We start from the raw sequence: 21,800 nt of genomic DNA, 5'->3' as shown, positions 1-21,800 counted from the left end.
TGCCGCTCACCGCAGCGAGACCGTCACCGCCGACATGCCGCGATGGTCGAGGCCCCGGTATTCCGGCTTCGGCTTGGCGGGATCGAGCGTCATGTTCGGGAAGCGGTCGAGCAGGCCGTTGATCGCCACCACCATCTCCTGCCGGGCGACATCCATGCCGAGGCAACGGTGCGGGCCGAAGCCGAAGCCCATATGATGCTCCTTGCGGCGGAAGATGTCGTATTCCTCCGGCTTGTCGAACACGTCTGGATCGTGGTTGGCAGCGCCGAGGCACAAGTGGATGCGGGTGCCGGCGGGGACTTTCACGCCCTCCATCTCGGTATCTTCCATGCAGAGGCGCATGAACACCGGGTCGGTCGCGCGCCAGCGCAGACCCTCTTCCACGGCGAGGTCGATCAGGCTGCGGTCGGCGCGACAGGCTTCCCAGAAGTGGCGGTGGTTCATCAGCGCGTCGATGGTGATGCCGAGTTGCCGCCAGGTGGTGCCGCCGCCCGCGAAGATCGCGAGCTTGCAGTAGCCGAACAGTTCATCTTCGGTGAGCGGTCGCTTGGTGCCGTCCTCGTGCGTGATCTCGCAGCCGATCAACCCGGCGATCAGGTTGTCGCCCGGCTCGCGCTGGTTCTCCGCGATCAAGCGGCGCAGCGTGCCGTCCACCCAGGCGCGCGCCTCGGCGGCTTCCTCCGGCTTCAAGTATCGGGCGCCGAAGGTTGCGCGGTTGAGCTGGTAGCGGAACTCGATCACGTCCTCGCCCTCCAGCCCGATGGCGCGAGTGACGGTGGCCATCGGCAGGCGGGCGCAAAGTTCGGTATTGAGATCGGCGGTCTCACGGTCGAGCAGCTGATCGAGCAGGACGTCCACCGTCTCCTCGATCCAGCGCTTGTTCCACCAGTCCAGCACCTTGGGCCGCTTGAACAACGGCTGCGCAGCAGAGCGCAGGCGCTTGTGCGGCTTGCCCACCATCGAGAGGATCGTGGTGCCCAGCGTCCGCACACCCGCGCTCTCGTTATAGCCTTCCGAGGAATAGAGCTGGTTCTCGCGAAAACCGATCTCGCAGGCGCGGTAGGAGAAGAACGTCATGCTCTCGCGAGGCGCACCTAGCATCGAGACCATCTCCGGCACGCCGAGCAGTTCGCGCAGGGTGCCCTTGTGCACCGCGCCTGCCGCCCGCAGGCGGTTCATATCCTCCGTATAGTCGCGGCTGGGATCGACGCCGGAATTGGCGTCCACTTTGTCGACATCGAACATCTCGGCATAGCGCGGATTGTCCGAGAGCAGCGATGCCAGCGCGTTCGAGCGCGAATCGCTTCCGGAATAGGGACAAGTCGCCATGGTCAGCCTCCTACCTTGCGTCCGGCCGAGAGCCCCCCGTCCACGGGAAGGTTCACGCCGGTCACGTTGCTTGCGAGATCGGAACAGAGGAACAGCGCCGCCGAAGCGGTGTCGCGCGGGTCGATCGCGCGGCCGAGCGGGTGGACGCGGCCCATGCCTTCGAGGATGCGGCCCCGGTGTTCGCTGTCGGGGTCCATCCCGGCATAGTGGGTGAGCATCCCCGCCGGGCAGACTGCATTTACGCGAATGCCCTTGTCCGCCACTTCGATGGCGAGCGCGCGGGTCAACTGGACCACCGCACCCTTGGTAGCGCCGTAGAACACGCCGCCATAGCCGATCAGCCCGGCGACCGAGGCAGTGGAGACGATGGCGCCGCCTCCCCCTTGCTTTTCGAACTGGCGAATGGCGGACTGGCAGCCGTGAACCACGCCCATCAGGTTGACTTCGGCCACGCGGCGCATGTCCTCCCCATCGCATTCGGTGAGGGTGCGCAAGCCCTTGCCGGGGATCGGGCTGATGGTCACGCCGGCATTGTTGTAGATGCAGTCGAGCCGGCCGTAAGCTTCGACGCCCGCCGCCACGGCAGCATCGACGGAGGCCGGATCGGCAACGTCGCACGCGGCGGCGATGGCCTCACCGTTCTGGGCGCGGACCAACTCTGCCGTTTCCGCCGCATTGTCGGCATTCACATCCGCCGCGATCACTTTCGCGCCGTGTTCGGCAAAGAGCAGGCAGGCCGCGCGGCCGACTCCCGATCCGGCCCCGGTTATCAATGCGACTTTGCCTTCGAGCAGTCCTTTCATCCCGGTCCTCCCCCTACCCGCCGATATTGAGCGTGGTCATGATCTGGAATTCGCGCAGGCCTTCGACGCCGCGCTCGCGGCCGAGGCCGCTCATCTTGATGCCGCCGCCGCTGGCATGGCTGGAGGCGAGCGCGCCGTTGACGTTCACCGCGCCGCTGCGGATTTTCAGGCCCACTTCCAGCGCCTTGACCTTGTCCTTGCCGTGGACCCAGCCGGAGAGGCCGAAACGGCTGTCATTGGCCATGTCCACCGCGTGATCGAGATCGCGGTAGCCGATCACCGAAACGACCGGACCGAAGATCTCCTCCTGCGCGGCGGGATTGGCGTTGTCGGGCAGGTCGAGCACGGTGGGTTCGAAGAAATAGCCCTTCTCCAGCCCCTCGGGCCGCTTGCCGCCGCAGACGACGCGGCCGCCAGCCTCCACGGCGGCGGCAACGAAATGCTCGCACCGGGCGCGCTGGGCGGCGCTGACCACGGGGCCAAGCTGCGTTTCCGGATCGCGGGCGGGACCGATCTTCACGCCGGCGAGAAGCTTCGCCATCGCCTCCAGCACATCGGCCTTGCTTTCCTGCGGCACGAAGACCCGGGTGCCGAGCACGCAGCCCTGCCCCGCATGCGAGGTGCAGACCGAAAGCGCCGCCATGGCCGCGCGCTCCACCGAATCCGGCAGATAGATCTGCGCCGACTTGCCGCCGAGTTCGAGCACCAGCCGTTTGAGCGTGGGCGCGGCCTGCTTCGCGACCTCCACACCCACGGAGGAGGATCCGGTGAAGCTCACCATGTCCACACGGCGGTCGCTGGTCAGCGCCTGCGCGCCCTCGACGCCCGCCTCGATCACGAGGTTGAACACACCCTTGGGCAGCCCCGCTTCCTCGGCCGCTTCGGCGAAGACCAGCGAAGACAGCGGCGTCAGCGGGTTGGGCCGCAGGATCACCGTGTTGCCCGCCATCAGCGCCGGCACGACTTTCCAGAGCGCGGTGTAGAACGGCACGTTGTAGGCCGAGATCGCCGTCACCACCCCGATCGGCGACCAGCGCTTGACGCTCTGCACCGCGAAGTGCGCGTTGACCCGCTCGTGCAGCGGCAGGGCATTGTCCTCGATTTCGGGCAGGCGCAGGAACATCTCGACGATCTCGCGCGCCATGCGCAGCGGCGCGGCGACTTGCGCGCCCATGACCGTGGAGGACACCGGACAGCCCGCTTCGCGCACGGCCAGGTCCTTCAGCCGATCCGCGCGGGCGGCCATGGCATCGGCGAAGCGCAACATCGCCGCGCCGCGCTCGTGCATGGAAAGGCCGGGCCACATACCCGAGTCGAAAGACCGCCGCGCCGCCGCTATCGCCGCCTCCACTTGCGCGCCCGACAGCCCGGAAAGCTGCGCCACCGCGCTCTCGTCCGAGGGATCGAGCACCGTGAACGAAGCGCCCGCCCCGGCCACGAAAGCGCCATCGACATAGCCAGCCTGATCCAGCGACTCTCTCCCGATTAATTCGTTATTGTGAACTTATGTTCGCAAATGAGACTATCGAAGCAATATGCTCCCGTCAATCGCAGGCGCGGTGCCCGCTCTCCGATCACCTGTCACAGTTGCCTCTCCTTCGGGCTGACCCTATTTCATGCCCGCAAAGCGAGGCGATGCGCACGGCATGGCCGCAACGAGCGAGGATCAGCACGAAATGGCTTTCACCGACTTCCTCCGGCAGCAGTGTTACATCGATGGCAAATGGTGCGACGCCGACAGCGGCGCCACGCTGGACGTGACCGACCCAGGCACCGGCGAAACCCTGGGCACCGTGCCGAAGATGGGCGCCGACGAGACTTCGCGCGCCATCGATGCCGCCGAAAAGGCCCTCCCTGCGTGGCGCGCCAAGACGGCGGGCGAACGCGCGAAGCTGATGCGCAAGCTGTTCGAACTGATGCTTCAGCACCAGGACGACCTGGGCGAGCTGCTCACCCGCGAACAGGGCAAGCCGCTGGCCGAGGGGCGCGGCGAGATCGCCTATGGCGCCAGTTTCATCGAGTGGTTCGCCGAAGAGGGCAAGCGCGCCTATGGCGACGTGATCCCCGGCCATGCGCCGGATCGCCGCATCGTCTGCATCAAGCAGGGCGTGGGCGTGGTCGCGGCGATCACGCCCTGGAACTTCCCCAATGCGATGATTACCCGCAAGCTCGGCCCGGCGCTGGCGGCGGGCTGCACCGTGGTCATCAAGCCGGCCTCGGCCACCCCGTTCTCGGCGCTGGCCATCGCGCAGCTTTGCGAGATGGCGGGCATCCCGGCAGGCGTGGTCAATGTCGTCACCGGCAGCGCCGGGCAGATCGGCGGCACCCTGACCGCCAGCCCCAAGGTCGCCAAGCTGACGTTCACGGGCTCCACCGAGATCGGCCGCGACCTGCTGCGCGAATGTGCTGAGACGATCAAGAAGACCTCGATGGAACTGGGCGGCAATGCGCCGTTCCTGGTGTTCGACGATGCCGATGTCGATGCCGCGATCGACGGCGCGATGATCTCCAAGTTCCGCAACGGCGGCCAGACCTGCGTCTGCACCAACAGGTTCTACGTGCAGGACGGCGTCTATGACGAATTCGTCGAGAAGCTGGCCAAGCGCGTCTCGGGGATGAAAGTGGGCTACGGCATGGATGCCGGCACCGAAGTCGGCCCGCTGATAGACGAGAAGGCGGTCGAGAAGGTCGAGGAACACCTCAAGGATGCGGTGGACGGCGGCGCGAAAGTCCTCGCCGGCGGGCAGCGCAACGAACGCGGCGGTTCGTTCTTCAACCCCACCGTCGTCGCCGGGGTGAAGCCCGGCATGAAACTGGCGAAGGAGGAGACCTTCGGGCCGCTGGCCGGGGTGATCCGCTTCACCGACGAGGCCGAGGCGATCCGCATGGCCAATGACACCGAGTTCGGCCTCGCCAGCTATTTCTACGCATCGGACATCAGCCGCGTCTGGCGCGTGGCCGAGGCGCTGGAGGCCGGCATGGTGGGCATCAACACCGGGCTGATCTCCACCGAAGTGGCGCCGTTCGGCGGTGTGAAGCAGTCCGGCCTGGGCCGCGAAGGCTCGCACTACGGCCTCGATGACTACATGGAGGTGAAGTACCTCTGCATGGGTATCAAACCCGCCTGAGACGCAGCCTGAAACAACGAAAAGGGCAGGAGGCCATCGGCCCCCTGCCCTTTTTCATGCTCGGTCCACTCGATCAGTCGAGCACCGTCTTCTCATCCGACGGGTCTGTGTGGAACTCATGCCACACGCCGTTGATGATGCCGAAGCCGACAGCCAGGCCGACGCCGAGGACCCAGGAAAAATACCACATCGTCGTTTCCTCAGTAGAAATCGGGGTTGAGGTTCACTTCCCGCTCGGTGATCCGGCCGAACATGACCTTGTAGGCCCAGGCGGTGTAGGCAAGGACGATCGGCAGCAGCACCGCGGTCACCAGCAGCATGATGAAGAGCGTGGTGTGGCTGGACGAGGCGTTCCAGGCCAGCAGGCTGGAGCGGGCATCGATCGAGCTGGGCAGGATGAAGGGGAACATCGACAGGCCTACCGAGGCGATGATGCCCAGGTTCGCCATCGAGGATCCCGCGAAAACCACCGCGTCCTTGCGCCCGCGAATGCCGACGAGCGCCACCAGCGGACCGGCCAGGCCAAGCAGCGGGGCCAGGATCATCCAGGGATGCGCGCCGTAGTTGGCCAGCCAGGCACCGGCGGCATGGACCGTCTCGGTCATGCGCGGGTTGGAGGGACCGCCCGCCTCGGCCACGCCGGCTACCCGGTAGCCGATGTCTCCCATCGCCAGCCAGACGCCGCCGAGGGCATAGAGCACGAAAGCCGCCAGTGCCGCCACTTGCCCATAGCGCTGGGCGCGGTCGCGAACCGGGCCGTCCTCCAGCTTGAGCGTCAGCCAGCCCGCACCGTGCAGGACCAGCATCGCCACGGAGACGAGGCCCGCCAGGAGCGCGAAGGGGCTGAACAGGCCGAGCAGCGAGCCTTCGTAGAAACTGCGCAAGTCGCTATCGAGCCGGAAGGGAACGCCCTGGAGGACATTGCCCACCGCCACGCCGAAGACCAGCGCCGGCACGAAGCCGCCGACGAAGAGCGCCCAGTCCCAGCGCGCGCGCCAGGCGGGATCGGGGCGCTTGGACCGGTACTTGAAGCCGACCGGGCGCAGGATGAAGGCGCAGAGCACCAGGAACATCGCGAGGTAGAAGCCCGAGAAGCTCACGGCATAGACGAAAGGCCAGGCCGCGAAGATCGCGCCGCCGCCCAGGATGAACCACACCTGGTTGCCTTCCCAGGTCGGGCCGATGGCGTTGATGACCATGCGGCGCTCGGCGTCGGTGCGGCCGACGAAGGGCAGGAGGGCGGCCGAACCGAGGTCGAAACCGTCGGTCAGGGCGAAGCCGATGAGCAGGACGCCCATGAGCGCCCACCAGATCAGCCGCATCGTTTCGTAGTCGAAGGGAATGGACATTGTTGCCTCCGTCTTACTCGGCCGGGATGGCGGTGAAAGTGCTGGCCGAAGATTGCCGGCTTGCGTGTTCGAGCGCAGGCCCGCCTTCGTAGGGCTCGTAACGGTCGGGGCCGTGGCGGATCGCCGAGAGCATGAGCTTCACTTCGATCACCGCCATGACGCTGTAGAGCGCGGTGAAGCCGAAGATCGTCGCCCAGATCTGGGTGGTCGTCAGGCTGGATGCGCCCAGGAACGTGGGCAGAACCCCTTCCACCGCCCAGGGCTGGCGGCCGAACTCGGCCACGGCCCAACCCACTTCGATCGCGATCCACGGCGCGGGCATGGCGATCACGGCCAGGCGCAGGAACCACTTGCGGTCGAAACGGCGGCGGACCGAAAAGGCGAAGGCGGTGGCGAAGAACACGATCAGGAAGAAGCCCAGCCCCGCCATGATGCGGAACATGAAGAACAGCGCCGGTACGTTGGGCACGGTGCTCCAGGCGGCCTTGTCGATGGTCGCGTCGTCCGCCAGGCGCGGATCGGCCACGAAGCGCTTGAGCAGCAGGGCATAGCCGAGGTCGTTCTTGTTCCGCTCCCAGGCTTCGCGCGCGACCAGGTCCCGCGGGTTCACCTTGAGCTTTTCCACCGCGTCATAGGCTAGGATGCCGGTGCGGATGCGATGGTCCGCGCGTTCCACCAGCGGGATGATGCCGGTGACTTCGCCCGAAAGGCTGCGCGTCGCGATCAGGCCCAGAACGTAGGGGATCTTGATCTCGTAAGCGGTCTCGTGCGCCGAGTTGGAAGGGATGCCGAACAGGGCCAGCCCGGCGGGCGCCTTGTCGGTTTCCCACATGGCTTCCATCGCCGCCAGCTTCATTTGCTGGTTGTCGGTAAGCGCGTAACCGCTCTCGTCACCCAGCACGACGACCGAGAGCGAGGACGCCAGGCCGAAGGCCGCGGCCACCGTGAAGCTGCGCTTGGCCAGTTCGATATGGCGACCGCGCAACAGGTAGAAGCAGGACACGCCCAGCACGAAGACGCTGGCGCAGACGTAGCCGGCGCTGACGGTGTGGACGAACTTCGCCTGCGCCACCGGGTTGAAGATCACGTCCTTGAAGTTCGAGACTTCCATGCGCATCGTCTCGGGATTGAATACCGCGCCCGTGGGGTGCTGCATCCAGCCGTTAGCGATGAGAATCCACAGCGCCGAAAGGTTCGAGCCGACCGCGACCATGATCGTCGTCAGCAAGTGGCCGCGCTTGGACAGCCGGTCCCAGCCGAAGAACATCAAGCCCACGAACGTCGCTTCGAGGAAGAAGGCCATCAGGCCCTCGATCGCCAGCGGGGCACCGAAAATGTCCCCCACGTAGTGCGAGTAATAGGCCCAGTTGGTGCCGAACTCGAACTCCATGGTGAGGCCGGTGGCCACGCCCAGCACGAAGTTGATTCCGAACAGCTTGCCCCAGAACCGCGTGACGTCCCGCCAGATGGGACGGTCGGTTATGACATATACACTTTCGGTAATTACTAGAATGAAAGAAAGCCCCAATGTCAGGGGCACGAAGAGAAAATGGTACAGCGCCGTCAAGGCGAACTGCAGCCGCGATAGTTCCACCACTGCCATGTCGATCATGTCGAATCCCGCTGTTTTTAGCGGCTTGAGGCGGAGAGAAAGCGATTGCCTCAAGCTGGTTGGTTTCGTAGGGTCGCGTTAGGCCTGCATCTGAAAGCTGTCAAACTTTACTTACATGGTTTACTTAATTTGATCTATGTCAAATTTGCCCGGGCCTTGATACCCGGAGCCTGGCTTGTCGATATTGCGGGCGCCGCGCTCTTTGCGTGGGGCGTGGCGAGCGGCGTGGGCGCGGTTGCCGGCCATGCGGCGCTCGCGCTGCCTGCGGCATGGATCCTGTGCGGGGTGATGTTGCGCGCGGTGGCGACCTGCACGGTCGACCGGATCGCAGTGGCGTCGGCACAGGCCGCAAGCCGCACAAGGCGGGCCGGCCTGTGGCACAGACTTCTGGGCGGACGACTGGCGAGACTGATCTCCTCAGGCGAAAGCGCAAACCTTGCCCTCGATCATAACACCGCGATCGAGAATCGGGACCAGCGGTTTTCCCCTATAAGGATCAACGCCGTAGTCGGCCCCCTCGTGGTCGCCTTGGTCGTCGCCCCTGCAAGCTGGGTGGCGGCGGCAATCATGCTGGGCACCCTGGTGCCTTTCACGCTCGGCATGATCCTGGCAGGCACCGCATCGCGCCGCGCCGCGGAGCGCCAGCTCGCGGCGCTGGGAGCGCTCTCGGGCCTTTTCGTGGACCGCGTGACTCACCTGCCGCTGATCCGCCATTTCGGCGCGGAAGCCCGGATCGGCCGGCAAGTCCGCACCGCCACCGGCGAAGTGGCCCACCGCACGGTCGCGGTCCTGCGCACGGCCTTCCTTTCGAACGCGGTGCTGGAGTTCTTCTCGGCCCTGTCGATCGCGCTGGTCGCGGTCTATTGCGGCTTCTCGCTGCTCGGCCTCCTGCCCTTCCCGGCGCCCGAGAAGCTGACGCTGGTCCCCGCCTTCTTCGTCCTTGCGATGGCCCCGGAATTCTACCTGCCTATGCGCCGCCTGGCCGCGGCCTATCACGAGAAACAGCTGGGCGAAGCGGCAGAGCAGGCCCTTGCCCCCTTCGCAGCGGAGCCTGAAACCTATGGCCGAGATGGCGGTCCCGATGGCGCCGCCGGTGGCAGCGCCGTCAGCGACAACGCCAGCCCAGCGCCATTCGACGGCCTCCATGTCGAGCGCCTCGTGCTCGCCTTCCCCGGCCTCGCCGTGGGCCCGCTCGATTTCGACCTCGAATCCAGCGACCTTGCCGCCCTGTCCGGCCCCACCGGCAGCGGCAAGACGAGCACCCTGGCCGCCATTGCCGGCCAGCTTGCCCCCTCTTCCGGCAGCATCTCCAGCCGCGCGGGCACACCGCTCGCCGGAGACGCCGCCGCCTGGGCGGCGCAGCGCCCACTGTTGATGACGGGCAACCTTGGCCACAATCTGGCGCTCGCCGCACCCCAGGCCACCGAAGCCGAGATTCTCGCCGTCGCGCAGCGAGTCGGCCTCGGCCCTGTGCTCGCGCGGCGCGGCGGGCTCGCCATGCCCATCGATCATGCGGGTTCCGGCCTTTCCGGCGGCGAACGTCGGCGCATCGGCCTGGCCCGCGCGATTCTCTCCGCGCGCCCGCTGATCCTCTGCGACGAGCCCACCGCGGACCTCGACGAAGACTCCGCCACCGGCATCATCGCCCTGCTGCGCGAACTCGCGGCGGAGCGCTGCATCCTCGTCGCCACCCACGACCCTGCGCTGATTCGCGCCGCCCGCCAGGAGATCGCGCTTTGATTCCGACCCAGGCCGCCACGCTCCCCGCCGCCGCCCGGCCCGCGCTTCTCGCCACGGCCGGCCTCGCCCGCCGCCGCCTGGCCTACGCCAGCCTCTGCGCCGGCCTTGCCGCCATCGCCGCGATCGGGCTGCTGGCGCTCTCCGGCTGGTTCCTCACGGCTGCCGCGCTGGCAGGCTCGGCCGGTGTCGCCACCGCCATGGGCTTCAACTACCTGATCCCGAGCGCCGCCATCCGCCTGCTCGCCATCGTCCGCACCCTGTCCCGCTATGGCGAACGCCTGCTCTCCCATAAAGTCGCTCTGGAGGGCATGGCGGACTTGCGCGGCTCGCTGTTCGACAAGCTGGCGGCGCAGGACAGCCGCACCGCACCCGATACCTCGCCCGGAGAGGCCAGCAACCGGCTGATCGACGATGTCGAAGCGCTCGAAGACCTCGTCATCCGCCAACCCGCACGCCACGCCGCGGCGGTCTCGGCATTGGTGAGCCTGGTGCTCGTCGCTTTCGGCGGATGGCGCGCGCTGCTCTTCCTCGCCGCGATGATGGCAGGCCTGCCCTTCCTGTTCCGCCGCATTTCCGAGCGCCTCACCCGCGCGCCGGCCGAAGCCGCCGCTGCCGCGCTGGGGGATTTGCGCAAGGGCTATGTCGAACTGGCCAGCGCGCGCGCGGAAATCGCCGCCTATGGCCTGGCCGACCAAGCCATCGCCCAACTGGAGCCGTCCGCCAGCGCCTTCGACAAGGCCCGCGCCGACCTGTTCCGTGCCGAGGCGCTGCAAGGCGCCCTGCTCTCCATCTACGGCGGCCTTTGCGTCGCCGGAGTCCTGTTGCTCGCCCGCGAATCGGCGCCGATGGTCGCCCTGGCCATGCTGGCGACGGCATCGGCGGTTGAAGCCATGGGCGGCCTTTCGCGCAGCTTGCTGCGCCGCGCCGCACTGGAGGCCGGGCTGCGCCGCATCGCCTCGCTCAATGCCCTCGACGCCGCTCTGCAGGAGCCCGTCTCCGCCGCAGCCGCGCCGCTGGCTTTCGGCACTCGCCACGTCCCGACCGGCGCCCGTCTTGCGATCACGGGGCCCTCGGGCTCAGGCAAGACCCGCGTGCTGCTGGCCCTTGCCGGCATGCAGCAACCCGTCGCGGATCTGAGCATGGACGCGACGCCGCTCGCCTCGCTTCCGGCATGGCGCCTGAACAGCCAGTTCGCGCTGTCTCCCCAGGACGCGCCCATGCTGATCGGCACCGTCGCGGACAACTTGCGGCTTGCACGATCCGGCGTGACCGAGGCGCAAATGTGGGAGGTCCTGAAGGTCGCCCAGCTCGACCAGCGAATCGCGCGCAGCGAAGCGGGGCTCGACACGCCCGTCTCCGAGGGCGGCGGCGTGCTGTCGGGCGGCGAACGCAAGCGCCTCTCGCTGGCCCGTGCTTTGCTGGCCGAGCGGCCCTGGCTGCTCCTGGATGAGCCGAGCGAAGGTCTGGACGCCGCCACCGAAGCGGCCCTGGTGGAAAGCTTGCGCCGCTGGCTGGATCGCACCGGCACCGGCCTGGTGCTGGTCTCTCACCGCAAGGCGCCGCTGACGCTATGCAGCGAAACGATCGACGTGACCGACCTGGCCTGATCCGCTCAGCGAAACACGCGTGCGAATCGGGCCGCGCCGCCCGGCGGCGTCGGGCCGGCGCCCCTCGTGCCGCGTGCTGCGCCTAGGCCGGCTGCCGCCGCCGAAGCGTGCCGAGACGCGGCCTCCCCCGCACCGGTACCGCTCAAGGCCGCGAGCGCCTCGGCCACTTCGGCCATCCGCTCGCCATCGACCTGATAGAAAACCTGCTTTCCGCTCCGCTCCGAACGCACCAGCTCCGCCTTGCGGAGGATCGAGAGCTGCTGCGACAGGCCTGGCTGGCCGATGCCGGTCGCCTCCTCGATCTCGCCGACTGCCAATGGCCCGGCCCTCACCGCATGGAGGATCTGCAGCCGCACCGGATGGGCAAGCGCACGCAGCAATTCCGCGGTCCCATCGAGTTCGGCGGCGATATCCGGGTCCATCATCTCAGGCTCCGTCGCCCAGCGGCGCATGGAACCATCCAGCCGCATCTTCCGACCCCAGCGCCGCCTCGGCCGTTTCGCCCGGCAACCGCAACAGCGGCGCGCCCGGCTGCCAGTCCGCCGGCGCCAGCCCGGCCTGCGCCCGCACTGCCTGAAGCGCTTTCAGCACCCGCAACATCTCGGGAATCGAGCGCCCGACCGTGAGCGGATAAGCGCTGGTCGCCTGGATCACGCCCTCGGGATCGATGAAATAGGTCATCCGCACCGTGCCGCTATCCCGCGCATCGCTGCCGACCATGCCGTAGCCCCGCGCGATCTCCATCGTCGGGTCCTCGATGATGGGAAAGGAAACGGTCACCCCGGTCGCATCGCGAATCAGCCTTATCCACGCGAGATGCGAATAGAGACTGTCCACCGAGAGCCCGACCAGCCGGCACCCCAACCCCGCAAACTCATCCGCCGCCCGCGCCAGAGCAATGACCTCGCTCGTGCAGACCGGCGTGAAATCCGCCGGATGGGAAAACAGGACCAACCAGCCCCCCCGATAGTCTTCGAGATCGAAAGACCCCAAAGTACTCCGCGCCAGAAACCGCGGCGCCTGATCGCCAATCTGGAGCGGCAGGATAGCGCTCTCGCGCCTGATGTCGTCCAATTGGCCTGTCATGGGGCCATCAGTTACAGATTTGCCCGCTACGGTAAAGTGAACGCTGCAAGCGCCGCCTGCATATCGGAAATGCCACGGCCATTCCCCGTCTGATAATTCTTTTTCCGACCCCTATGCACCCCGGTAAAGGCGCCATCTCCCACCCATTTACCGAAACGCCGTATCCGTCCGGACCACACTCAGCCCACTGGCCCTGAATTCATGCCTGTTGTGACAGTACGATTGGTATGAATATATTGGTTGACATATAAGCGTCCATCGGACCAAGTATGCGGTATATAAAAAAGGCGAGGAGAGTCTGAGTGGCTATGGGGCAGCAATCGGCTGGCGTTGGTTTTGCACGCTTGCGAGCAACACTTCTCGTTGGTGGCTCTTTGATGGCATGTGCGGCCGGGCCGGCATTCGGGCAGGTTGCGCAAGCTGGCGCCGCGCCGCCTCCTGCGCAGGAGCCCGCCTCCGGGGACATCCTCGTCACCGGCGTGCGCGAGACGATGCAGAATTCGATCGAGACCAAGCGCAGCGCGGATGCGATCGTCGATGCCATCTCATCGAAGGAAATCGGCGAACTTCCTGGCCAGTCGGTGGGCGAGGTGATCGCCACGATAACCGGCGCCTCCATCGACCGCGCCAATTACGGTCCTACCGAAGTCTCGATCCGCGGCCTGGGTTCAGGCCTGAGCATGACCACCTTCAACGGGCGTGAAGCGACCAACGGCTCGGGTGACCGCGCGGTCAATTTCGGGCAGTTTCCCGCCGAACTCTTCAATGCGATCAAGATCTACAAGACCCAGCAGGCCGATCTCATCGAAGGCGGCGTGGCCGGCCTGATAGAGTTGGAAACCCGCAAGCCGCTCGATCACAAGCGGCGCCAGATCCAGGCCGAGATCAAGGGGAACATGAACCCCTATCAGGACCGGATCGACGGAGAGAGCCCCTATGGCTATCGAATTACGGCCAGTTATATAGACCAATTCAATCTCGGCGCTCTGGGCGACGTGGGAATATCCCTCGGCTTCCAGCGCAACAAGGTAAGCGATCCGGTAGAGCGCTTCTACACCAGCTCGACCTGGTTCACCTGCAACGCCGCAATCGTCTCCACCGGCAATTGCACCGAAGTGAGCCGAGAACAGGGCAATTCCGGCACGCCTTTCTACCACGCCTCGAATTCCTATGCCTTCCGACAGATGACCACCTCGGACTTGCGTAACGCACTGTTCGGAGCCCTGCAGTGGAAGCCCAGCCCCACGCTCGACATCAATTTCGACGTTCAGTACTCGCGCCGCCAATATAGCGAGGAGCGCCACGATTTCGGCACGGCGGAAGGCCGCTACAATCTTCACAACGTCGTCATCGGCGATAACCACCAGTTGCTCGCTGCCGATGGCTCGGCGACGATGCAATCGGTTTCCGGCTTGTTCCAGCGTGACGAGAAATACCTCGGGCTCGGCGGCAACCTGGCCTGGGAAGCAACCGATCGCCTGACGCTGAGCGCCGATGCGGGCTATTCCCATACCAAGCGGGTCGACATCACCCGCCAGGTTCGCCTGCGCACCGATCCCTTCGACATCTACGGGCAGCGCACCGCGATCAACAACCAGCGCATCCCCTACCATGTCGACCTGAGCCAGAGCTTCCTGCCGGTCTTCACATTCGACCAGCGCTTCGACCCGACCAATGCCGACCTCTTCAGCGACGATGCCCGCCTCACCCGCTCGCAGGACGGCCGTGACGACGAGATCTATTCCGCTCGCCTCGACGGGCGGTACAAAATGGACGGTTTCCTTGAGGAAGTGGCGATCGGCGGCCGCTGGTCGCAGCGCACGTTCTTCGGTTACAGCAACGACGTCAATATCGACCAGACCGACCCGGCGGTGGACCGCGACGTCAACCTCGCCTGCCGAACGCCATTCGCGCAGAAGAATTTCTTCGCAGATGGCCCCGCCGGCGCAATCACCAATTTCGCCACCTTCGACGTGCTTTGCCAGTTCCGCAATTACCTTGGCACCGAAGACCCGGGCAACACCGGCGACTTGCGGGCGGTCGAAAACTCGGACGTCACCGAAAAGACCCTCGCCGGCTACGTCATGGCGACCTACTCGGGCGACCTCGGCGGCATACCGGTGCGGGGCAACTTCGGCTTACGCGGCGTGCACACCCGCGTCACCGCGCGCGGCCTGCGCAGCGGACTCGACGTCATCAACAATGCCGACGGCTCGATCTCGCTGCGGGAAAACGGCGACTTCACCGAGACGAAGATCGGCTCCAGCTCGATGCGCTGGCTGCCCAGCCTCAATGCGATCTTCGACATTTCGGACAAGGCGCGCCTGCGCACCGGGCTCTACCGCGCCATGTCGCGCCCGGCGCCCAGCGCGCTTGGCGCCGGGCGGCAGATCACGCTGGAGACCGGCACCGGCTTCACCTCGGTAACGGACGCCATCAATACCATCATCGCCACCGGCAGCCCGGCCCTGAAGCCGACGATGTCGTGGAACGCGGACCTCAGTCTCGAATACTACGCGAACAAGGACACACTGCTGGCCGCGGCGGTCTATTACAAGCGCTTCACCGGCGGACGCATCCCGATCGAGGAGGACGAGGACTTCACCATCGGCGGCACCAGCTATTCGGTGCCCGTCACCCAGACCACCAACAGCGACGAGCAGAGCGACCTGTACGGGCTCGAACTGACGGCCAGCAACCAGTTCACCTGGCTGCCCCACCCGCTTGATGGGCTGGGCGCAAAGCTGAGCTACAACTACGCCTGGACCAACTTCAAGACCCAGGACATCCGCTACGGCGACGTGATCGACAGCGCGACCGGAGACGTCACGCCCGGCCTGATCCCGGCCGCCAGCCTCAGCGGCTATTCCAAGCACGTCTTCTCGGCGCAGGCTTTCTACGAGATCGGCAAGTTCTCGATCCAGGGCATCTATCGCTACCGCTCGCGCTACTACCAGGCCTTCACCAGCGACAATACCCAACTGCGCTACGTGAAGGGCAACGACACGTTCGATGTCAACGTGCGTTACACGATCAACAAGGCCGCCGACATCCGCTTCCAGGCCCTCAATATCTTCAACGAGCCTCGGGTCGAATACATGCCGGTCATCGGCAGCACGCGGAACGTGGAATACTACGGCCCGCAATATTTCCTCAGTCTGCGCCTGCGTCTGCGCTGATCTCGGAAAACCGCGTGGGAGCGTAGCCAAGCAGCCCGCTCCACAAAAGGAAGCAGCCTTGTTCAAACCAAACTTGTCAATTTGTCATGATATTTGGTATGGACAATGATTGCCCAATCTGCCGCGCGGCATTATGCCAATTTCAAGGGCCTCCCCAAGGGCCGGTCTGAACTGGAAGAGAGCAGCCTGATGGCACGATCTACCACACTCGCCTTCAGCGGCCTGCTTCTCGCCGCGGCGCCTGCCTCGGCGCTGGCCCGCGATTACCTGGTGCACGACCAGAAAGAGTATCGGGCAGCGGCTGGCGCGGTGAAGGCAGGCGATGTCATCCGGCTTGCGGAGGGCGAGTGGAAGGACTTCCCGATCCTGCTGGAGGGCCAGGGTACCGCCAAGCAGCCGATCACGCTCACCGTGCAAACCAAGGGCAAGGTCATCCTGACCGGCGCCTCCAGCCTGCGCATGGCGGGAAGCCACCTGCTCGTCTCCGGCCTCGTCTTCCGGGACGGCAGTGCGCCGGGCGCCGAGGTCATCAGTTTTCGACGCGACCCGCGCAGCTACGCCCGCCATTCGCGGCTCACCGAAGTGGTGATCGATCGCTACAACAAGGCCGACCGCCGTACCGAAGACCGCTGGGTCTCGATCTATGGCAGCGACAATCGCGTCGATCACAGCTGGTTCGCCGGCAAAGGCAATCTGGGCGTCACGCTCGCGGTGATCCGGCCCAAGGGCCAGCCGGAAGCCAACCGCCACCGGATCGACCATAACTACTTCGGCCCGCGCCCACCGCTCGGCTCCAACGGGGGCGAGACCATCCGCCTCGGCACCAGCGACGAATCGCTGTCCGATTCCGCCAACCTGGTGGAGGCCAACGTCTTCGATCGCTGCGACGGCGAGGTGGAGATCGTCTCGGTGAAGTCCGGCGCGAACGTCGTGCGCAGCAACCTGATCCTGGAATCGCAGGGCGCGATCGTGCTGCGACACGGCAATGGCAACCGCGTCGAGCGCAACGTCTTCCTCGGCAAGGCCAAGCCCCATACCGGCGGGGTGCGCGTGATCAACGAAGGCCAGATCGTGCGGGACAACTACATGGAAGGGCTCGCGGGCACCGATTTCACCAGTGCGCTGGCGGTGATGAACGGCGTTCCGGGGTCCGCGATCAACCGTTACCACGCGGTCTCCGGGGCGGAGATCGCCAACAATTCAATGTTCGAGGTCGCCCGGGTGACGCTGGGAGCAGGCGCCGATGCCGAGCGCACGGCGGCGCCGACCGGCAGCCGGCTCACGAACAACCTGATCACCGGACAGGACGGCAAGCCCTTCCGGGTCGAAGCCGACATGGTGGGCGTCACGTTCACGGATAACGTGACCGATGGCGAAGTGCCGGGCGCGATCCCTTCCGGCCTGCGGAAGACCGGGATCGCGACGAAGCGCGCGGCGAACGGGCTGCTCTATCCCACCGACCCGGCTCTTGCCGCACAGGGTGCGCCGCGCGACCTCAGGCCGGTCATGGTCGCGGAGGTCGGCCCGGCCTGGTATCCGAAGGCGACCGGCATCGCCGCATTCGGATCGGGCCGCGCCGTTCCGGTAAAGGCCGGCGGTCTCGAAGCCGCCGTGGCCGCTGCGAGGCCGGGCGACACGCTGAAACTGGCGGCCGGCCACTATACCGCCGAAGCGCCGCTGCGCATCTCCGTGCCGCTGACGGTGTCCGGCCCCAGGGATGCCGATATCGCCTTCTCCGCTCCGACGCTCTTTCAACTGGAAGAAGGCGCAGCGCTGCGCCTGGAAGGCCTGAGCATCACCGGCGACAAGGCCCCGCGCCAGAGCGGCAATGCCGTCATCCGCACCTCCGCCCTGTCGACCGTCGCCAACTATGCGCTGGAAATCGACGGTACAGCCTTCTCCCGCCTCGACAGCGCCCCGGCCTTCGACCTGATCGCCACCACGCCCGGCACTTTCGCCGACCGGATCGCCATCACGAAGGCCGCAGTGAACGGTCTTTCAGGCGCGGTGCTCGCGGCTGCGGCCGAGACGGAAGGCAAGGGACGCTATGCCGCCGAGCACATCGCCATCGCCGATTCCCGTTTCGAAAAAATCGGCAGCCTGGCCCAGATCCTGCGCGCGGGCACCGACGAGAGCACGTTCGGCCCCGAGCTGATCCTGCGCGGCAACACGGTCGTGCAGAGCGGCCCGGTTATGCTCGGCCTGTCCGGCGTGCAGTCGATCCTCATCGAGGGCAATACCTTCCGCAGCAGCGGCAGGATCGCCGTGGCCAACAGTGTCGGCACGCCGGAAACCCGGATCATCGACAACCACTTCATCCAGACCCCGGAGCCGACCGTGACCAAGCTCTACCCGCAAGGTTCGCCGCGCGTCCTGGTCTCCGGCAACAGTATCGGCGGAGACGCATCATGATCGCCAGGCCCCTCCTTCCCAGGCCCTTCGCTCTCGGACCTCTCCTTCTCGGCACAGCGCTGCTTGCGCTGACGCCGGTTCCCGTCTTCGCCGCCCCGTCCAGCGCCGCTCCGGCGTCCCCGGTGAAGGCGGACGATGCCCATCCGGTCTTGATGAATGCCGCGGTGCTCTCCGGCCTCGGCGCAGAGGCCCAGCGCTATCCGCTGTTCGCGGCGGAACTTGCGCGGGTGCGCAAGGATGTCGACGCCGCGATCCATGCGGGGGTCAACGTACCCGTGCCCAAGGACGCGGGCGGCGGCGCCAGTCACGAACAGCACAAGCGCAACTACACTGCGCTCTACGGCGCCGGCCTGCTCTATCGTGTCACCGGCGATCGCCGCTATGCCGACTTTGCGCGCGACCTTCTGCTTGCCTATGCCAAGCTCTACCCCACGCTCGGCCCGCACCCGGCCGCCAAGAACGAAGCGGCGGGACGCCTGTTCTGGCAAAGCCTCAACGACAGCGTCTGGCTGGTCTACGGCATTCAGGGCTACGACGCGGTGCGCGATGCACTCACCCCTCGGGATCGCAAGACCATCGACGATCAGGTCTTCCGCAAGATGGCCGAGTTCCTTTCGACCGGATCGCCCAAGGTCTTCGACCGCATTCACAACCACGCCACCTGGGCCAATGCCGGCGTCGGCATGACGGGCTATGTCCTGCGCGATCCCGATCTCGTGGAGCAGGCGCTGAAGGGCCTCGACAAGAGCGGCAAGGCGGGCTTCCTGCGCCAACTCGACCTGTTGTTCTCGCCGGACGGCTATTATGCCGAAGGACCCTACTACCAGCGTTACGCGCTCCAGCCCTTCGTGATCTTCGCGGCCGCCGTCGACGCCAACGAGCCGCAGCGCCGCATCTTCGAATATCGCGACGGCATCGTGCTGAAGGCGATCCGCACCGCGATCCAGCTCACGTCTGACGGCTATTTCCTGCCCTTCAACGATGCCATGCCCGACAAGAGCCTCAAGACCGAGGAACTCTACCAGGCCGTGGCCATCGGATACGGCAAAACCCACGACCCGGCGCTGCTTTCGATCGCACAGTGGCAGGACCGCACCGTGCTCACCCCGCAGGGCCTGGAAGTCGCGCGCGACCTGGCCGCGGGCAAGGCCAAGCCCTTCCCTTTCGCCTCGATGCTGCTGCGCGATGGACCGGACGGCGACCATGGCGGGATCGCCGTCCTGCGCGATGGCCCGGGCAGCAAGGACCAGTTGCTGGCCGTCAAGAACACCGCGCAAGGCATGGGCCACGGCCATTTCGACAAGCTGAACTGGATCCTATACGACAACGGCCAGCCCATCGTCACGGATTACGGCGCCGCGCGCTTCCTCAATATCGAGGCCAAGGACGGCGGCCGCTATCTTCCCGAAAACGAGACCTGGGCCAAGCAGACGGTCGCTCACAACACCCTGGTGGTGGATGAAACCAGCCACTTTGGCGGCGACTGGAAGCGCGGGGAGACCCTCTCACCGCGCCAGCTCTACTTCTCGGCCGACGGCCAGACCCGCGCTTCGATAGCCGAGATGACGGATGCCTATCCCGGCGTCACCTTCCGCCGCGCGCTGCTCCAGGTGAAAGTGGACGGACTCAAGAGCCCGCTCATCGTCGACCTGCTGAAGGTGAACGGCGGCAAGCCCGCTCGCTACGACCTGCCGCTGCACTATACCGGTCAGCTGATCGACACGAACTTCCCGCTTCAGTCGAACGTCGCGGCCCGGCCGGTGCTGGGCAAGGCGAACGGCTACCAGCACCTCTGGGTGGATGCCACCAGCCAGCCGAACCCGGCATCGCAAGCGCGGAACGGGCACGCATCGGGGAATGTCGTCACCTGGATCGAGGACGGGCGCTTCTACAGCTATCGCGTCGCCACGCCCGGCGTAACGATGATCCTGGGCGAAAGCGGCGCCAACGACCCGCGCTTCAACTTGCGGCGCGAACCTTTCATTCTCCAGCGGCTGGACGGCGCCACCGATGCCGCCTTCGTCAGCCTGCTGGAGCCCCACGGCCGGTATGACGCCTCCGCCGAAACGACCATCGGCAGCGACAGTGCCGTGCAAGCGCTCACCCATGAGCGAAAGGGCGACTTCGACCTCGTGACGATCACCTTCCGCAAGGGCGGCAGCCTGGTGCTGGCGATCGCCGACGACACCGATCCCGCCAAGAACCACACGCTCCAGATCGGCGGCAGGTCCCAGACCTGGGCGGGCCCGGTCGGCCGCTTCGACATGACGCAGGAGGCATCCCGGTGAAGAACCTGCGCTGGATGGTCATCAGCCTGATCGGGCTGGCCACGGTCATCAATTACATCGACCGCAATGCGCTGGCCGTGATGTGGCCCGCCGTCTCCAAGGAGATCGGCGCCGACAAGTCCGATTACGCGCTACTGGTGACCGTGTTCATGCTGGCCTATGCTTTCGGCCAGTCGGTCTTCGGCAGGATTTTCGACGTAATCGGCACCCGGCTGGGCTTTGCCGTCTCGATCCTGTTCTGGTCGCTGTCGATCGGGCTGCACTCGGTGGTCCGCTCGCTCGGCATCCTGGCCGTGCTGCGCGTGACCCTGGGCGTGAGCGAGGCAGGCAACTGGCCCGGCGCAGCCAAGGCGAATGCCTTGTGGTTCCCCCAAAAAGAACGCGCTCTGGCGCAAGGCATCTTCAACGCCGGCGCATCGCTCGGCGCCATCGTTTCGGCCCCGCTGGTGGCGCTGCTGTTCACCGCCTTCGGCTGGCGCATGACCTTCCTGTTCATCGGCGTGCTGGGATTCCTCTGGCTGGTGCCCTGGCTGTTTCTCTACCGCGCGGATCCCGAGACCAACCCCTGGCTCACTCCGGGCGAGCGCAACCACATCCTCGGCACCGCCGAAGCGCAGAGCCGCAAGGCCGATGGCTATGCGCCCGGCTGGACCGAGATGCTGCGCCATCGCCAGAGCTGGGCCATCATCCTCAGCCGCTTTTTCCTCGATCCCGTCTGGTGGCTGTTCGTTTCCTGGCTGCCGATCTATCTGGCCGAGACGTTCGGCTTCGATGTCCAGCAGATCGGCCTCTTCGCCTGGGTGCCTTTCGTCGGCGCCATGGCGGGCAGCCTGATCGGCGGTTGGCTGTCGGGCGCGCTGATCGCCCGCGGCAAGACGGTGAACTTCGCGCGCAAGACTGCCATCACCCTGGGCTGCGCGATCATGTTGCCACCGCTGCTGCTGACCATGCATGCGGGCAGCCCCCTCTATGCCGTGCTGCTGATCGCCGTGATCCTGTTCGGTTTCCAGATGGCGATCAACAATATCCAGACCCTGCCGGCGGACTACTTCGCGGGCGGTACCGTCGGCTCGCTCGCCGGCCTGGGCGGCACTGCGGCCGTCGCCGGAACCCTGGTCACCACCTGGCTCGTGCCGGCCATGACCAAGGCGAGCTATGCCCCCATCTTCGCGCTGGCCGCCGCACTGGTGCCGGCATCGCTTCTTTGCATCTGGCTGCTCGGCGGCCGGATCGCGCCTCTCTCCTCCCCCCACAGATAACAAGGGCA

15 protein-coding genes are annotated in these 21,800 nt (G+C 66.0%); 7 read left to right on the top strand and 8 right to left on the bottom strand.

Translation table 11 applies throughout. The annotated features are described in order from the left end of the window. Nucleotides 1–6 precede the first annotated feature (6 nt). The 3 genes from EDF57_RS07575 to EDF57_RS07565 are packed head-to-tail and all read right to left on the bottom strand — an operon-like array spanning nt 7 to nt 3,570. Entirely contained in the window at nt 7–1,329 is a 1,323-nt protein-coding gene (locus EDF57_RS07575) for a cytochrome P450 (RefSeq protein ID WP_134093782.1), read from the bottom strand. Between the two features lie 2 nt (nt 1,330–1,331). Next, on the bottom strand, nt 1,332–2,132 hold the full coding sequence (locus EDF57_RS07570) for an SDR family oxidoreductase (protein WP_134093781.1): 801 nt from the start codon (nt 2,130–2,132) through the stop codon (nt 1,332–1,334). A 13-nt stretch (nt 2,133–2,145) separates the two neighbouring features. Then, nucleotides 2,146–3,570 (bottom strand): aldehyde dehydrogenase family protein, encoded by a 1,425-nt coding sequence (locus EDF57_RS07565; protein WP_243840950.1) that lies wholly within the window; start codon nt 3,568–3,570, stop codon nt 2,146–2,148. 238 nt (nt 3,571–3,808) lie between these two features. On the opposite strand from EDF57_RS07565, the gene EDF57_RS07560 reads away from it, so the two are divergent. Next, on the top strand, nt 3,809–5,260 hold the full coding sequence (locus EDF57_RS07560; protein WP_134094141.1) for an NAD-dependent succinate-semialdehyde dehydrogenase: 1,452 nt from the start codon (nt 3,809–3,811) through the stop codon (nt 5,258–5,260). Nucleotides 5,261–5,333: 73 nt separating this feature from the next. On the opposite strand, the gene cydX is transcribed toward EDF57_RS07560, so the two are convergent. From cydX to EDF57_RS07545, 3 genes are read right to left on the bottom strand one after another with little or no spacing between them, the layout of a single operon-like run. Beyond that, complete coding sequence (cydX, locus tag EDF57_RS07555; RefSeq protein WP_132267958.1) at nt 5,334–5,450, bottom strand: cytochrome bd-I oxidase subunit CydX; 117 nt, start codon at nt 5,448–5,450, stop codon at nt 5,334–5,336. A gap of 10 nt (nt 5,451–5,460) precedes the next feature. Further along, on the bottom strand, nt 5,461–6,609 hold the full coding sequence (gene cydB, locus EDF57_RS07550) for a cytochrome d ubiquinol oxidase subunit II (protein ID WP_132267957.1): 1,149 nt from the start codon (nt 6,607–6,609) through the stop codon (nt 5,461–5,463). Nucleotides 6,610–6,622: 13 nt separating this feature from the next. Beyond that, nucleotides 6,623–8,218 (bottom strand): cytochrome ubiquinol oxidase subunit I, encoded by a 1,596-nt coding sequence (locus EDF57_RS07545; protein ID WP_208324835.1) that lies wholly within the window; start codon nt 8,216–8,218, stop codon nt 6,623–6,625. 159 nt (nt 8,219–8,377) lie between these two features. On the opposite strand from EDF57_RS07545, the gene EDF57_RS07540 reads away from it, so the two are divergent. Together EDF57_RS07540 and EDF57_RS07535 are read left to right on the top strand one after the other, a co-directional pair. Further along, on the top strand, nt 8,378–9,961 hold the full coding sequence (locus EDF57_RS07540) for an ATP-binding cassette domain-containing protein (protein WP_243840949.1): 1,584 nt from the start codon (nt 8,378–8,380) through the stop codon (nt 9,959–9,961). Next, nucleotides 9,958–11,568: an ATP-binding cassette domain-containing protein gene (locus tag EDF57_RS07535; protein WP_243840948.1), complete on the top strand. Its 1,611-nt coding sequence runs from the start codon at nt 9,958–9,960 to the stop codon at nt 11,566–11,568. Before EDF57_RS07540 ends, EDF57_RS07535 begins: the two co-directional genes overlap by 4 nt. A gap of 5 nt (nt 11,569–11,573) precedes the next feature. On the opposite strand, the gene EDF57_RS07530 is transcribed toward EDF57_RS07535, so the two are convergent. Continuing rightward, entirely contained in the window at nt 11,574–11,990 is a 417-nt protein-coding gene (locus tag EDF57_RS07530) for a metalloregulator ArsR/SmtB family transcription factor (RefSeq protein ID WP_166675204.1), read from the bottom strand. Nucleotides 11,991–11,994: 4 nt separating this feature from the next. Next, the gene (locus EDF57_RS07525) at nt 11,995–12,654 is read right to left on the bottom strand and encodes a redoxin domain-containing protein (protein ID WP_134093777.1); all 660 of its coding nucleotides are present in this window, start codon (nt 12,652–12,654) and stop codon (nt 11,995–11,997) included. Nucleotides 12,655–13,031: 377 nt separating this feature from the next. Here EDF57_RS07525 and EDF57_RS07520 point away from each other — a divergent pair, with 377 nt between their 5' ends. From EDF57_RS07520 to EDF57_RS07505, 4 genes are all read left to right on the top strand, one after another. After that, complete coding sequence (locus EDF57_RS07520) at nt 13,032–15,833, top strand: TonB-dependent receptor (RefSeq protein ID WP_166675203.1); 2,802 nt, start codon at nt 13,032–13,034, stop codon at nt 15,831–15,833. Nucleotides 15,834–15,938: 105 nt separating this feature from the next. Beyond that, nucleotides 15,939–18,245, top strand: a complete 2,307-nt coding sequence (locus tag EDF57_RS07515) for a polysaccharide lyase 6 family protein (RefSeq protein ID WP_243840947.1) — start codon at nt 15,939–15,941, stop codon at nt 18,243–18,245. Beyond that, entirely contained in the window at nt 18,242–20,533 is a 2,292-nt protein-coding gene (locus EDF57_RS07510; RefSeq protein WP_208324820.1) for an alginate lyase family protein, read from the top strand. Before EDF57_RS07515 ends, EDF57_RS07510 begins: the two co-directional genes overlap by 4 nt. Continuing rightward, on the top strand, nt 20,530–21,792 hold the full coding sequence (locus EDF57_RS07505) for an MFS transporter (protein WP_208324819.1): 1,263 nt from the start codon (nt 20,530–20,532) through the stop codon (nt 21,790–21,792). Before EDF57_RS07510 ends, EDF57_RS07505 begins: the two co-directional genes overlap by 4 nt. The last annotated feature ends 8 nt before the right edge of the window (nt 21,793–21,800 follow it).

Origin of the sequence: Novosphingobium sp. PhB55, assembly GCF_004368805.1 — a bacterium.
Taxonomy (GTDB): Bacteria; Pseudomonadota; Alphaproteobacteria; order Sphingomonadales; family Sphingomonadaceae; genus Novosphingobium.
Note: the sequence above shows the minus strand (reverse complement) of the source record. Positions and strands in the feature narration are given on the sequence as shown.